This is a genomic window from Arthrobacter sp. CDRTa11 (assembly GCF_026427775.1).
Lineage (GTDB): Bacteria > Actinomycetota > Actinomycetes > Actinomycetales > Micrococcaceae > Arthrobacter.
The window spans coordinates 3,422,634-3,436,138 of the sequence record NZ_CP044532.1; the positions used below are offsets into that span (position 1 = coordinate 3,422,634).

Annotated in this window: 10 protein-coding genes and 1 tRNA gene; 7 read left to right on the forward strand and 4 right to left on the reverse strand. The window is 64.1% G+C overall.

All coding sequences use genetic code 11. The features are described 5' to 3' along the window. Position 1 precedes the first annotated feature (1 nt). The 3 genes from F8G81_RS15440 (at position 2) to F8G81_RS15450 (ending at position 2,668) form a co-directional block, all read left to right on the forward strand. Complete coding sequence (locus tag F8G81_RS15440) at positions 2-877, forward strand: FAD:protein FMN transferase (RefSeq protein WP_267275570.1); 876 nt, start codon at positions 2-4, stop codon at positions 875-877. Further along, on the forward strand, positions 874-2,472 hold the full coding sequence (locus tag F8G81_RS15445) for a ferredoxin--NADP reductase (protein WP_267275571.1): 1,599 nt from the start codon (positions 874-876) through the stop codon (positions 2,470-2,472). The genes F8G81_RS15440 and F8G81_RS15445 overlap by 4 nt, the downstream gene beginning before the upstream one ends. Positions 2,473-2,595: 123 nt before the next feature. Beyond that, positions 2,596-2,668: transfer RNA gene (locus F8G81_RS15450), tRNA-Arg, on the forward strand. Positions 2,669-3,154: 486 nt separating this feature from the next. Here F8G81_RS15450 and F8G81_RS15455 read toward each other — a convergent pair. Then, on the reverse strand, positions 3,155-4,666 hold the full coding sequence (locus tag F8G81_RS15455; protein WP_267275572.1) for an HNH endonuclease signature motif containing protein: 1,512 nt from the start codon (positions 4,664-4,666) through the stop codon (positions 3,155-3,157). Between the two features lie 331 nt (positions 4,667-4,997). Here F8G81_RS15455 and F8G81_RS15460 point away from each other — a divergent pair, with 331 nt between their 5' ends. Then, positions 4,998-6,071, forward strand: a complete 1,074-nt coding sequence (locus F8G81_RS15460) for a M4 family metallopeptidase (RefSeq protein WP_267275573.1) — start codon at positions 4,998-5,000, stop codon at positions 6,069-6,071. Positions 6,072-6,127: 56 nt separating this feature from the next. Next, a complete protein-coding gene (locus F8G81_RS15465; protein ID WP_267275574.1) occupies positions 6,128-6,502 on the forward strand; it encodes a protealysin inhibitor emfourin in 375 nt (124 codons plus the stop codon). On the opposite strand, the gene F8G81_RS15470 is transcribed toward F8G81_RS15465, so the two are convergent. Continuing rightward, a complete protein-coding gene (locus F8G81_RS15470; protein ID WP_267275575.1) occupies positions 6,499-7,467 on the reverse strand; it encodes a GlxA family transcriptional regulator in 969 nt (322 codons plus the stop codon). The genes F8G81_RS15465 and F8G81_RS15470 overlap by 4 nt on opposite strands. A gap of 81 nt (positions 7,468-7,548) precedes the next feature. On the opposite strand from F8G81_RS15470, the gene F8G81_RS15475 reads away from it, so the two are divergent. Then, complete coding sequence (locus tag F8G81_RS15475) at positions 7,549-7,716, forward strand: hypothetical protein (protein ID WP_267275576.1); 168 nt, start codon at positions 7,549-7,551, stop codon at positions 7,714-7,716. 71 nt (positions 7,717-7,787) lie between these two features. Further along, positions 7,788-11,834, forward strand: coding sequence for an ATP-dependent RNA helicase HrpA (gene hrpA / locus F8G81_RS15480; RefSeq protein WP_267275577.1), 4,047 nt, complete (start codon positions 7,788-7,790; stop codon positions 11,832-11,834). 20 nt (positions 11,835-11,854) lie between these two features. Here hrpA and F8G81_RS15485 read toward each other — a convergent pair whose 3' ends face one another. After that, complete coding sequence (locus F8G81_RS15485; protein ID WP_267275578.1) at positions 11,855-12,283, reverse strand: HIT family protein; 429 nt, start codon at positions 12,281-12,283, stop codon at positions 11,855-11,857. Next, positions 12,280-13,455 (reverse strand): NAD(P)-dependent alcohol dehydrogenase, encoded by a 1,176-nt coding sequence (locus tag F8G81_RS15490; protein ID WP_267275579.1) that lies wholly within the window; start codon positions 13,453-13,455, stop codon positions 12,280-12,282. The genes F8G81_RS15485 and F8G81_RS15490 overlap by 4 nt, the downstream gene beginning before the upstream one ends. Positions 13,456-13,505 lie beyond the last annotated feature (50 nt).

The following is a 13,505-nucleotide window of genomic DNA, read 5'->3' on the forward strand; positions in this document are numbered from 1 at the left end:
AGTGCCGCACACGCACTGGGAAGACTTCAGCTTTGACGGGATCGGCACGCGCTGGGACGTTTCCACGCCGGTACCGCTGAATCCTTCCGTGCGTGTGCGGCTGCTGGCGCTCGTGGAGCGTTACGACGCCGACTGGTCCCGTTTCCGGGAGGACTCCACTGTGGGGGCCATGGCCCGGCGGGCGGGGCGCTATGAAATGCCGGGCGAAGCCATTGCCCTTGGAGGCCTGTACAGCTCCCTTTATGAAATCAGTGGAGGCGCCATGACTCCCCTGATCGGAGGCAGTCTCGAACGCCTGGGCTACGACGCCCGGTATACCCTCCGTCCCGCCGGGGAGGCCTTGCCCGCACTGCGCTGGGAGGACGTCCTGGACTGGGACGGCCGCGTGCTGACCACCTCCGTCCCGCTGGTACTGGACATCGGCGCGGCCGGCAAGGGCATGCTGGTTGATCTCCTGGCTGACGAACTGCGGTCCTGCGGAGTGGACACGTTCCTGGTCGATGCGAGCGGGGACCTCCTGAACGGCAGTTCCGAACCACTCTCCGTGGCCCTCGAACACCCGTACGACTCCAGCAAAGCCATCGGGACGATGCAGTTGCCCGGCGGCATGTCCCTGTGCGCGTCCGCGTCAAACCGGCGATCCTGGGGTGACGGCCTCCACCACGTGCTGGATGGAACCACTGGCCGCCCGGTCAGGACAGCAGTGGCAACGTGGGCCATGGCCGAGAGCGCGCTGCTGGCCGATGGGCTGGCCACCGCCCTGTTTTTTGTTCCCGGGGCTGATCTGGAGAAGACCTTCGACTTTTCCTGGCTTACGGTTTTTTCCGATGGAAGCGCTGCCTACTCGGCAGGATTTGAAGGGACACTGTTCACATGAGCTCCGTTGATGCCCCCAAAACCGGCGCAGCCCTCTCCCCCGCCGCGCGGCTGGATACGGTGCTCGGCAGGTTCACCATGTACCGGCTTATTCTCCTGGTGCTCGCCGCGCTGGCGGGCTACAGCCTGCTGCTCAATGCGCTCGGATGGCTAACCTTTGGCATCCCGGAAATGCTGGTTCACCTGGCTTTGTGCCTTGGCCTGACATATTCCTCGAACCGCGGGCTTGCGGTCCTGTTCCATGTCCGCCCGCATTCAGAATCTTCGCTGATTACCGGATTGCTCCTCTATTTCCTGTTCTGGCCGACGCTTGTGCCCGTGGACATGGCCGGCGTGGCATTGGCCTGTGTACTCGCGTCGGCCTCCAAGTACGCCCTTGCCTGGCGCGGCCGCCATATCTTCAACCCGGCAGCGTTGGGCGCTTTTGTCACCGGCCTGACTGGACTCAACATCGCCACCTGGTGGGCGGCAACCCCGGCAATGCTGTGGCTGTTGGTGCCCGGCATACTCCTGGTCCTGTACCGCACGAGGAAGTTCCTCATGGCGGCGGTGTTCACCGTTGCGGCTACGTCGATCGTCGCCGTGGAACTGCTCCAGTCGGGCATGACCGCGGCCATGGCGTTGTGGCAGCCGCTGGCCCAGCGCCCGGTGCTGTTCTTTGTCGGTTTTATGCTGACGGAGCCGCTGACGCTGCCCCCACGCCGATGGCAGCAGCTGGTGCTCGCGGCAGTGGTTGGGGTGCTGTTTGCGGTGCCGTACAACTTCGGCTTTGTGGCCAACTCTCCCGAACTCGCCCTGCTGGTGGGCAACCTTTTGGCGTTCATGGTGGGCCAGCGCGGTGGATTGCGGCTGCGGTTTATAGGCGCCCGGCCGTTAACACCCACCACCACCGAGTTCGCCTTCGAGCCCTCCCGCCCTGTCCGCTTTCGGCCCGGACAATACATGGAGCTGGACCTTCCGCATGCCAAGTCCGATGGTAAGGGCCGACGCCGGGTGTTCAGCCTGACCAGCGCGCCCGACGCCGGAGCGGTCAAGTTCGGAGTCCGGACCGCCGAGCCGCTCTCTGCCGCCAAGAAGGTCTTGCTGTCGTTGGAGCCGGGCGACACGGTGACAGCCACGTCCGTGGGAGGGGACTTTGTCCTTCCGCGCGATCCCCAAACTCCTGTTTTGCTGATCGCCGCCGGCATTGGCATCACGCCTTATCTGGCGCATCTTGCATCCGGAGCTGCCCAGCAACGTGACATTGTCCTGCTCCTTTTGGCCAGGAATGCTGAAGAAATCGCCTACGCAGAGGAACTGAAAAACTCCGGAGCCAAGATCCTGGCCCGGCTCGCCGACGGTTCAGCCCCTCCCCCGTTCATTACTGACGCGGGAACAATCACTGGGTCTCGCATGGATTCCGGAAACGGGGCCTCGGGTGAAACCGCCGCCCGAGGCTCCAGGCTGGATGCCGCATCCCTCCAGGCTCTGGTGCCGGACATTGGAGAACGCGAGGTGTACGTTTCCGGTTCGCCGGCCAGTGTCGCGTCCCTGCGGGGCGCTGCCAAGAAAGCTGGGGCACGAAGGGTGCACGTGGACTCTTTCGCGGGCTACTGATGCGGATGTTCCGCGGCTAAGCGCATCCGGTTCCGGGCTGAGGGAGAGGGCGATTTTCCCTTGCAGGCCACCTTGCTGCTAAGCTCTAGGACGTCCCACCGGCAACGGCAGGATCCGGGAAATGCCCTCGTAGCTCAGGGGATAGAGCGTCTGCCTCCGGAGCAGAAGGCCGTAGGTTCGAATCCTATCGAGGGCACAGAGAAAAACCCCGCCGCTTACACAAGCGGCGGGGTTTTTTGGTTCCTCCCCCATATGCCAGGCGCTCAGCCATTAACCCTTCGGCAGCCGTGCCAAAGTGATGAGAAGAACCTGCTTGGCAGTCATCGGTGCCCAGTCTGCCGTCGCACTGTGCGCACAGCACATTGGAAAACTGCCATGTCTGGATCGAAGGCTTGGGGCAGCCGGCAGCGGGGTCGGGGGCTTGTACATGTCAGCGTTACGATCCAGGAACGCGGGTCACTTAACTCCACATGCGAAGCCCGGATCCCTCTCCGGACTGTGTCCGGGCATCAGGCCCATTTTCGATCCGGACGAGCTTACCGATTAAGGCAGGTTTGAGCTCCGGACACTGCCTGGGATTGAGGCAGGCTTGGGCGCCGGTCAGCGTTCGGGATTAAGGCAGACCTGGGCGCCGGTTTTTGCTCGGGATAAAGGCAGGCTCGAGCGGCGGTTTTTGCTCGGATTAAAGGTCCGGTTCCAGCTCCGGACAGTGTTCTGTGTCGCCTGCAGGGAAAATCTCTGCCATCTGGTCCGGCCAGGTGGGTGGTTCCCAGTCTTGGTGTTCGCTGTTGTAGTGGCGGCCGGTGGGTGAGGTCCAGCCGGGTGGTTGGTTTTTGCTGGCTGGGGTTGGTTGCCAGGCCGAGTGGTGTTTGAGGTGGTGGTGTTTTCGGCAGGGTTGGCCGAGGTTGTTGATGCCGGTGGTGCCGCCGTTTGCCCAGGCGAGGAGGTGGTCTGCTTCGTTGTCGAGGGAGTGGTTGTTGCAGCCGGGGAAGGGGCGTTTGGCGTCGCGGAGTCTGAGCCAGCGGCGCATGGCTGTGGTGAGGCGGTAGCTGGTTCTGCCGATTTCCAGTGGTGCGCCGTCGCGGGGGTCGGTGAGGACGCGGTGGAAGGAGTGGGCTCCGTTGGCGACCAGGTTCCGGGCCATGGAGGCGGGGATGGGGCCGTGGCCGTCGAGGGTGGCTGGTTCATCCGTGAGGCCCAGGAGTGAGAAGACGGGCACGGTGACCAGTACCTGGGCCCGTGGCGGCGGGACCTGCCCGGCTGTGCGCTCTGCGTCGTCATCAGGAGTGCGCTCTTCGCCGCCAGTGGGCCGGTTCTTTTCGCCGTTCGTGGTTTCTCCGCTGAGGAGTGCGGTGGCGAGGGTGTCGGCGCGGAGTTGGGTGAGGGTGCGGGGCTCGGTGGGGCCTTGGAGTGCCCGGGCTGTGGTGGTGGTGTGTTCCCAGATGGCGGCGGCCTGGTCTGCGGGCAGGTAGGCGGAGAGCCAGGCCATGCCGTCGCGGTCCGGGGTGTATTCGGCCCGGCGGTCCAGGACGCACTTGGCGTGGCGGGTTTCGATGCTCACGGGGTGGTGGCGTTCGCGCCAGGTCCGGGCCCTGGCGCGGAACCGGGAGGGTGTGAGGTCCCCGGCAAGGCAGGCGCGGGAAGCCTTGGCGGCGTCGGGGTCCAGGAAGTGGGTTTCCAGGGCGGCCGCGCCGGCGGGGCCCAGGCCGGTGGTTTCATCGCAGAGGATCCGGGCGTGCTGCCAGGACAGCGCCCCGGCCTGCAGGGCGGACAGGGTGCGGGGCAGTTCGGTGCTCAGCTGGCGGGACTGGACCAGGAACGCTGAGGCGGTGCCTTCGCTGATGGTCAGGACACAGGCGACCTCAGCGACCATGCCCATTTCCGCCGCAGAGCGTTCGTGCAGCGAGGCCGACGGGGGAAGCATGCGCCGGCAGGTGTCCGCGTAGGTGGCGGCCGCGCGGGCCTTCCGCGCAGCGGCCCGGGCCTCATCGCGGGCAGCCTCCGCCATCTCGGCCAGGCATTCCTCCGCCAAATCCCTCAGGGGATCAGAACCAGCATCAGCCTCAGACCCTGCGCCAGAACCAGAACCAGAACCAGAATCAGAACCTGTGGCGGCAGAGGAGGAGTCCGCTTCGATCGTGACGAGGGCAGAGCCAGGTGCCTCTATCGCCTGCAAGACTTCCCCGTTGTCCATACCCTTAGCTTGTCAGCAGCCACCGACATTTAACCGTCCCGAAGCTCGCCCGCTCCCAAAAACGTTCCGCACCCGCAAACGCAGGGGCAACGGCATCCCGTCCAGCCCCCGCCGAGCTCTTCCGGCCCGCTCATTCCAGCCCGACGCCCTATGCCTCGGCCGCCAGACGGACAGGGGCTGAAGTGCCCGTTCGCGCAGGGTCGAGGGGCTTAAGTGTCCTGGTAGAGCCAAGCCGGAGGCTCAAGTGCCCGTTCCGCTGCCAAGGGTGTTGCTTCCTCGTATTGTCAGGGTCCCCTCGTAGTCTGTTTCAACCAACTTCAGGGGGCACACCATGCAATTGCCAGCACAGAACTTTTCAACCGCGCACTGTTCAATCATTCCGCCCTATCTGCTGCGGCGGTTGGCCCGCCAGGATGCACCTCAGTTCTCGGCCGCCGCCCGGGCTGCCAAGGAAGCACTGGTTCACGTCAGGTCCTTCCAGGCGGCGCGTACGCAGCCCGCGCCTGTCGTTCCCGTGACGGTACGGCATGCGCGGCCGGGCCAACCTCAACGCAGCGTCTACGATGCGGGCGGCACCGAAACCCTCCCCGGCAAATTGGTGCGAAAGGAAGGCGAGCCCGCATCCGGGGACGCGTCAACCGATGAAGCGTACGACGGACTGGGCCATACCCACCGCCTCTACGCCGACCTCTTTGGCCGTAATTCAATAGATGGCGAAGGGCTTCCGCTCGACGCCACCGTGCATTTCGGCAAGCTCTACGACAACGCCTTCTGGGACGGACGCCAGATGGTTTTTGGCGACGGTGACGGTGAGGTGTTTCAGCGCTTCACACGTTCATTGAGCGTCATAGGCCATGAGCTTGCCCACGGCGTGACCCAGTTTTCCGCGGGGCTGGCCTATCGGAATCAGGCTGGTGCCATCAACGAGTCCATGTCAGATGTTTTTGGGGCCCTTGTGGAGCAGTATGTGAACAAGCAATCCGTCAAAGAAGCCAGCTGGCTGATCGGCGAGGGACTCTTTACTCCTCAGGTGGAAGGCGCGGCCCTCCGTTCCATGAAGGCCCCCGGAACAGCGTACGACGACGACGTTCTGGGCAAGGATCCGCAGCCCGACTCCATGGACTCGTACGTGCGGACCAGCGCGGACAACGGGGGCGTCCACATCAACTCCGGCATCCCCAACCGCGCCTTCTACCTCGTGGCCGAAGCCCTGGGCTCCAACGCATGGGAGGCGCCGGGGCAAATCTGGTACGACGCCCTGACCTCTGGCTCGCTGCCTGTAACAGCAACCTTCGGCGTCTTTGCAAGGGCCACAGCGTCCTCGGCAGTGGAACTCTTCGGGCCAGGCTCACCAGAGCATGACGCCGTGCTGCAGGCATGGGAAACTGTGAAGGTCAAGGTTTAGTCGAACGCCTGGTGGGGCCAGCCGGCCAGGCTGCAGGAAAGCCCAGGTACCAGGCCATGAAGATCAGCGTGGAGCGCAGCGGCGGCATCGCCGCCTTTACCAGGGTGTGGACCGTGAACGCGGAAACCGAGAGCGCCAAGAGCCAATGGCAGCCGATTGTCGAGGCCTGCCCCTGGGATGCAGTGCCCAGGACGGCAAGGGCAGCGGCTGAAAGCACCGGAACCCAACCTGACCGCTTTATCTACTCCATCCAGGCAGGGCCGCGCCGGGCGGCGCTGCCGGAGCAAGCCGTCACTGGCCCCTGGCGCGTCCTGGTGGACACCGCCCGCGCCGCGGCAGAAGATGCCCATTCCAGTCGACAGCAGGAACAAGAACAGCAACAGGAACGTGGACCCCACCAAGAACAGGGACCCAACCTGGGTCAGGCCTAAATCGCGTCCGCCAACTGACCCCGGAAGGCGCGCCGATAGGACTGGGGGCTTGTATCCAACACCTTGGCAAAGTGGTGTCGTAGCAGGACGGTATGGCCAAAGCCGGACTCCCGGGCCACTTCATCAATATTCAGGTCAGTGGACTCCAGCAGCTCTTGGGCCCGCAGTACCCGCTGCGAATTGAGCCAGGCAGCAGGCGTTGCCCCCGTCTCGGACCGGAACCGCCGGGCGAAAGTCCTCGGCGACATGTGCACGCGGGCCGCGAGCTCACCAACGGTGTGCTCGGTCTCCAGGTTTTTCACCATCCAGCGCAGCAGCTCCTCCATCGGGGCGGAGCCACAGGCGGGCATCGGCCGCTCGATAAATTGGGCCTGGCCGCCGTCGCGGTGGGGTGGCACCACCATGTCACGCGCAATCGCGGCAGCCACATTCGCCCCCAGTTCCACCCTGACCAGGTGGAGGCATGCGTCAATTCCTGCGGCCGTCCCGGCGCTTGTGATGACGTTGCCGTCCTGCACGTAGAGCACGTTCTCGTCCACCTGCACGTCGGGATATCGGCTGGCAAGTTCGGCGGAGTAGTGCCAATGAGTGGTGCACCGCCTGCCGTTCAGCAGTCCGGCGCGGGCCAGGGCGAACGCTCCGGAGCAGATGGACATCACCCACGCTCCCCTGGCGTCGGCGGCCCTCAAAGCTTCCAGCACGGACTCCGGAACATCCTCGTCCCGCCCGTAGGGAGTCATGATCACCAGGTCGGCATCCTCTGTTGCCTCCAGGCCCAGCCTGACGTCCATGGAAAGGCCGGATTTGAGCTTGACGCTCCCGGGTTCCGGCGTACAAACGCGGAAATCGAAGGCCGGGACGCCGGTGCCGCGCGCGGACCGGTCTATCCCGAACACCTCAAAGGCGGTGCCGAATTCGAAGATGGAAAAGTTGGAAACCACGATGACTGCCACTTTTTTGAGCATGCTTCCATTGTGGCAGAAATTATAGCTTTTTGGTCATTTCTGCCACTGTTCCTTAAGGTGCCGTCGGAGAACGATGGAGCTATGGAAATCTTCGGACTCATCATCGTTATCCTGCTCCTCCTCATCCTGGCCGCCACCTTCTCAGCGCTCCTGCGCGATGGCGGCGGACACACTCCCCCCGTCTCCTCCCACCATGAGTGGTCTGCCTTGGATCTGCCCAGCAGCAGCTACTCCCTGCGGATCTTCTGACCCGCAGGCGCATCCGGACTGCGGCAGCGTACGGGGAGCGGCCTCAACTTCCCAGTAGACTGTCAGCAGCCATGACATTTCATATCTCCTATCCTGCCGAGCTGCCGGTCTCCGAGCGCCGCGAGGACCTGATGGCGGCCATCGCCGCCAACCAGGTAACCATCATCGCCGGGGAGACCGGCTCCGGTAAGACCACCCAGATCCCCAAGATGTGCCTCGAACTCGGCCTTGGTGAAAACGGGCTGATCGGTCATACCCAGCCCCGACGGCTGGCCGCCCGGACCGTAGCTGAGCGCATCGCAGAGGAACTCGGCGTGGAAATTGGCCAGGAGGTGGGCTTCCAGGTTCGGTTCACCGGGGAAGTCAGCAGCGCCACCAAGGTCAAGCTCATGACGGACGGCATCCTGCTGGCCGAAATCCAGCGGGACAGGCTGCTGCGCAAGTACAACGCGATCATCATTGACGAGGCCCATGAGCGCAGCCTGAACATTGACTTCATCCTGGGCTACCTCAAGCGCATCCTGCCTCAGCGGCCGGACCTGAAAGTCATCATCACCTCGGCCACCATCGACCCTGAGCGCTTCGCCAAGCACTTCGGCAGTGACGAAGCGCCCTCCCCCATCGTCGAGGTTTCCGGCCGTACTTTCCCGGTGGAGATACGCTACCGGCCGCTGTCCCAGCCGGCGGGCGGAGCGGATGAGGAAAGCGCCTCCGACGACGAACTGGAGGAAGACCGGGATCCCCTTGACGCCGTCTGCGACGCCGTAGACGAGTTAGCCACCGAGGCACCGGGCGACATCCTGGTCTTCTTCTCGGGCGAACGCGAGATCCGCGATGCGGCGGAGGCGTTGAATGCACGGATTCAGTCCAACCGCAGGCTCGCCGGCACCGAGGTGCTCCCGCTCTTTGCCCGCCTCAGCCTCCAGGAACAGCACAAGGTTTTCCACCCGGGAAGCAAGCGTCGCATCGTCCTGGCCACCAACGTGGCCGAGACGTCCCTGACGGTTCCGGGCATCAAGTACGTCATCGATACGGGCACGGCACGCATCTCGCGCTATTCCCACCGCACCAAGGTCCAGCGCCTGCCCATTGAGCGCGTGTCGCAGGCATCGGCAAACCAGCGCTCCGGGCGCTGCGGACGCGTGTCGGATGGAATCGCCATCCGGCTCTACTCCGAGGAGGACTTCGAGTCACGCCCGTTGTTCACCGATCCTGAAATACTTCGTACAAACCTCGCGGCCGTCATCCTCCAGATGACGGCCATGGGCGTTGCCCGCGGCCCTAAGGACATCGAAAAGTTCCCGTTCGTGGAGCCTCCGGATTCGCGTGCAATTAACGACGGCGTCACCCTCCTTCGCGAACTCGGCGCCCTGAGCGCTGTCCGCTTCGAAGACGGCACCGGTAACGGCGACGGCGACCACAACAGAGATGGCAACACACGAAACGGTGCCGGCAAAAACAAGAGCGGGCTGACCGCCGTCGGACAGCAACTGGCCCAGCTGCCTGTTGACCCGAGGCTCGGCCGGATGATCGTCGAATCGGGCAGACGCGGCTGTGTCCGCGAAGTGATGATCCTCGCTGCTGCCCTGACTATCCAGGACCCGCGCGAGCGCCCAACGGACAAGCAGCAGCTCGCCGCAGAGAAGCACGCCCGCTTCCGTGATGAGAACTCGGACTTCACCGGATTCCTGAATTTGTGGAACTACCTGCAGGAGAAGCAGCAGGAACTGTCCTCCACCCAGTTCCGACGGCTCTGCCGCAATGAGTTCATCAACTACCTGCGGGTCCGTGAGTGGCAGGACCTTTTTGCCCAGCTCCGCCAGCTCGCCAGGCCCCTGGGCATCAGCCTGGACAATAAGCGACTTGCCGATCCGGTGGGCAACCACGACGGTATCCACATCAGCCTGCTTTCGGGGCTGCTCAGCCACATCGGCATCCTGGACGAGCGCAAACGTGAGTACGCCGGTGCCCGCGGCAGCCGCTTCGCGATCTTCCCGGGCTCGGCCCTGTTCAAGAAGTCGCCAACGTTTGTCATGGCTGCCGAGCTGGTGGAAACCAGCCGCCTTTGGGCGCGCGTGGCAGCCAAATTCGATCCTGTATGGGCGGAACAGGTGGCCCCGGACCTCGTCAAGCGCAGCTACAGCGAACCCCACTGGTCCACCAAAATGGGCGCCGTGATGGCTTATGAAAAGGTCACGCTGTACGGCGTGCCCATCATCCCGCAGCGGAGGATCAACTACAGCCGGGTAGACCCTGTTCTTGCCCGCGAACTCTTCATCAGGCACGCCCTGGTGGAAGGCGACTGGAAGACCCACCACAAGTTCTTCCACCGCAACCGGGCCCTCCTGCTGGAGGTTGAGGAGCTCGAGGCCAGGATGCGCCGCCGCGATCTGTTGGTGGACGACGAGACACTCTTTGAGTTCTATGATGCACGGATCGGACCCGAGGTGGTGTCCGAGCGGCACTTCGACAAGTGGTGGAAGGAAGCCCGGCAGAAGAATCCGGACCTCCTGGACTATGACAAGTCCCTCCTCCTCAGTGAGGATGCCGAGGAGCTGGACGAATACGCCTATCCCAAGACCTGGTACCACAAGGGCTTTGAGCTGCCGCTGACGTACGAATTCCACCCTGTAGCTCCCGGCTCACCTCCTAATCCGTCCGACGGCGTCACAGCTGAAGTGCCGGTCCTTTTCCTGAATCAGCTTGATGATGCCCCGTTCCGCTGGCTGATTCCCGGGCAGCGTGTTGAGCTGGTGACGGCCCTGATCAAGTCGCTGCCCAAACAGATCCGCAAGAACTTCGTGCCTGCCCCTGACATTGCCCGGCAGGCAGTGGCGGCCCTCGAAGCCGATTTTGATCCCGCCACTGACGAACTGGAAGCGTCGCTGGAACTGGCCCTGCGCCGGATCCGCGGGCACGTTATCCCGCCGGGATCCTGGAATTGGGAAGCCGTACCGCCGCACCTCCGCGTGAGCTTCAAAGTAGTGGACAGCACGGGCAAGGTTCTGGATGAGGGCAAGGACCTTGGAGTGCTCCAGGAGCGCCTGGCACCGGCAACCCGCCGTGCCATCGCAGAATCCCTGGGAGCAACCCCCGGGACCACAGGTCCAGGCGCCCACGGGAACGGCTCCAGGGGCGGAGCCTCGGACGGAGGCGGAGTCGGAGGCCGGGCGGGCGGCCGGACTGCAGGCGGAGGCCGTGGTGACGTCGAGGCCGGTGCAGGCGGGCAAACCGCGTCCGCCGGTTTCAGGGAACTCAGCGGCCTGACCACCTGGACCTTCGGCACCGTTCAGCGGCAGGTCAGCAACACGGTCAAGGGACACTCCGTTACTGGTTACCCTGCCTTGGTGGACGAGGGCAGGTCGGTGGCGCTCCGGGTTTTCCAGACGCCCTCCGAACAGCTGGAGTCCATGCGGGGCGGCGTCATCAGGCTTCTGGCCCTTAGGGTGCCCGCGCCCGACCGGTATGTGCTGGAGCACCTGAACAACATCGAGAAACTGACCTTCAGCCAGAATCCCCATGGCTCTGTATCCGCGCTGATAGCTGACTGCGCCCTCGCTGCCATCGACAAGCTGACGCCGGTGGAACTGCCTTGGGACCGCGAAGCCTTTGACGCCCTCTACGAGCAGGTCCGGGCTGAACTGATCGATACCGTTTTCGGCGTGACAGCCGTGGTGGAGCGCATCCTCTCGAGCACCCGGCGGATCGAGAAGCAGCTCCGGGGAACCACCAGCCTGGCCCTGATCAGCGCCCTTAATGATGTCAAGAGCCAGTTGGAACAGCTGGTGTATCCGGGATTTGTGGCCAAAACCGGGTACGCACAGCTGAGTCAACTCCCCCGCTACCTCGCCGCCGTAGAAAAACGGCTGGAACGCCTGCCGGGCAATGTCCAGCGCGATGCGCTCCACATGGCTGCCATCCAGCGGCTGGAGGACGACTACGACGACGCCGTCTCCGCCCTTCTCCCGGGGCGGCAGGCGGGTTCAGAGCTAAGGCAGGTCCGGTGGATGATCGAAGAACTCAGGGTGAGCCTCTTCGCCGTCGAACTCGGCACGGCCTACTCCGTGTCGGAAAAGCGGATCCGGGCCGTGCTGAACAAAGCCCTGGCCCCTGCCTAGGCCTTGAGCCACATCATCGTCTAGCTTTCCGGAACGAACTCCCCGTAGCCTGCCGCCCTCAATCCCTCACGCAGCTTCTCCGCGTTCGCGTCCAATACAGCGGGGTCCGGATTCTGGTCCGCCGAGGCGAAGTCGAAGTCTGCCATGCTCTGGGACGGCCAGACGTGGACGTGGAAGTGGTTGATTTCGTAGCCTGCCACGATGAGCCCGGCACGCTGGGCGTTGAAAAGCTCCACCTGGACAGCGCCAATCCGCCGTGCCACTTCCATCACCTTCGCCAGCGTTTCCGGTGACGCATCGGTCCAGCGGTCCACCTCTTCAGTAGGGACAACCAGAGTGTGGCCATCGGCCAGCGGGCCGGTGGTGAGGAACGCCGCAACGTCGGGTTCGCGCCAGACAAAGCGGCCCGGAATTTCACCGTTCAGGATCCTGGTGAACAGGGTACTCATGCGTTTGCCTCCTTGGCCGGAGCCTGCAGTGTGCTGGTATCCAGCACAAACCGATATTTAACGTCGCCTGCCACCATGCGGTCGTAGGCTTCATTCAGCTGGTCTGCCCGCACTATTTCGATGTCCGCAACCACGCCGTGTTCAGCACAGAAGTCGAGCATTTCCTGCGTTTCGGCGATCCCGCCGATGAGCGAACCCGCATAAGCTATCCGACGGCGGATCAGCGCACCGGGATTGACCGGAGGCATGGCCTCCGACGGCAATCCCAGCTGGAACAAGGCGCCGTCCCGGCGCAGGGTGCGGAAAAACGGGTTCAGATCGTGGGGTGCCGCGACGGTGTCAATGATGACATCGATGCTCCGGCCAGCAGCAGCCATGGCGTCCTTGTCCGCCGAAAGGATGACTTCATCCGCTCCCAGCTCCAGCGCCGCCGGGACCTTCGACTCGGAGGTCGTGAAGACTTTAACCACGGCTCCCATGGCCTTGGCAAGCTTGACGGCCATGTGCCCCAGCCCGCCCAGGCCCACCACGCCCACCACGTCGCCTTCCTCCACATTGAAGTGACGCAGCGGAGAGAAAGTGGTGACGCCGGCACAGAGCAGCGGGGCCACGGCAGCCGGGTCCAGGTTCCCGGGAACGTGGACCACGTAGCGCCGGTCAACCACTACGGCGGACGAGTAGCCACCTTGGGTGACAGACCCGCCGTTGCGTGCATCCGGGGCCCCATAGGTCCCGGTCATGCCGTTCTCGCAGTACTGCTCCAGTCCTTCAAGGCAGCTCTCGCATTCACGGCAGGAGTCCACCATGCAACCCACACCCACCAGGTCGCCCGGGGAGAAATCATCGACGGCAGACCCCACGCGGCTGACAGTTCCGACGATTTCATGGCCCGGCACCAGCGGATAGTGCTGTGATCCCCACTCACCACGCGTTGCATGGACGTCGGAGTGGCAGAGGCCGCAAAAGTCAATGGCGATCTCGACGTCGTCGTCTTTGGGCGCACGCCGTGCCAGCGTCAGGGGCACCAGGCCGCTGTTGTCAGAGACGGCACCATACGCGGCCGCGAGGCGGTTGCCGGCCAGGAGGTCATCGCTGTTCGCAGGAGAAGCAGGGCGGTCGACGGGAGAAATGGGTTGGGCGCGAGGTGGCGGTACGGGTCGTCCAGGAGTCATACTGCGACGCTACCCCCGCTGGCCGCGGCATTTCCACTCGACGGTCTGGT

Coding starts and splice junctions, on each gene's coding strand:
- F8G81_RS15465 (WP_267275574.1), top strand. CDS start 6,128: ATGAAGATCAGCGTGGAGCGCAGCGGCGGCATCGCCGCCTTTACCAGG.
- hrpA (WP_267275577.1), top strand. CDS start 7,788: ATGACATTTCATATCTCCTATCCTGCCGAGCTGCCGGTCTCCGAGCGC.
- F8G81_RS15455 (WP_267275572.1), bottom strand. CDS start 4,666: ATGGACAACGGGGAAGTCTTGCAGGCGATAGAGGCACCTGGCTCTGCC.
- F8G81_RS15485 (WP_267275578.1), bottom strand. CDS start 12,283: ATGAGTACCCTGTTCACCAGGATCCTGAACGGTGAAATTCCGGGCCGC.
- F8G81_RS15475 (WP_267275576.1), top strand. CDS start 7,549: ATGGAAATCTTCGGACTCATCATCGTTATCCTGCTCCTCCTCATCCTG.
- F8G81_RS15460 (WP_267275573.1), top strand. CDS start 4,998: ATGCAATTGCCAGCACAGAACTTTTCAACCGCGCACTGTTCAATCATT.
- F8G81_RS15490 (WP_267275579.1), bottom strand. CDS start 13,455: ATGACTCCTGGACGACCCGTACCGCCACCTCGCGCCCAACCCATTTCT.
- F8G81_RS15445 (WP_267275571.1), top strand. CDS start 874: ATGAGCTCCGTTGATGCCCCCAAAACCGGCGCAGCCCTCTCCCCCGCC.
- F8G81_RS15470 (WP_267275575.1), bottom strand. CDS start 7,467: ATGCTCAAAAAAGTGGCAGTCATCGTGGTTTCCAACTTTTCCATCTTC.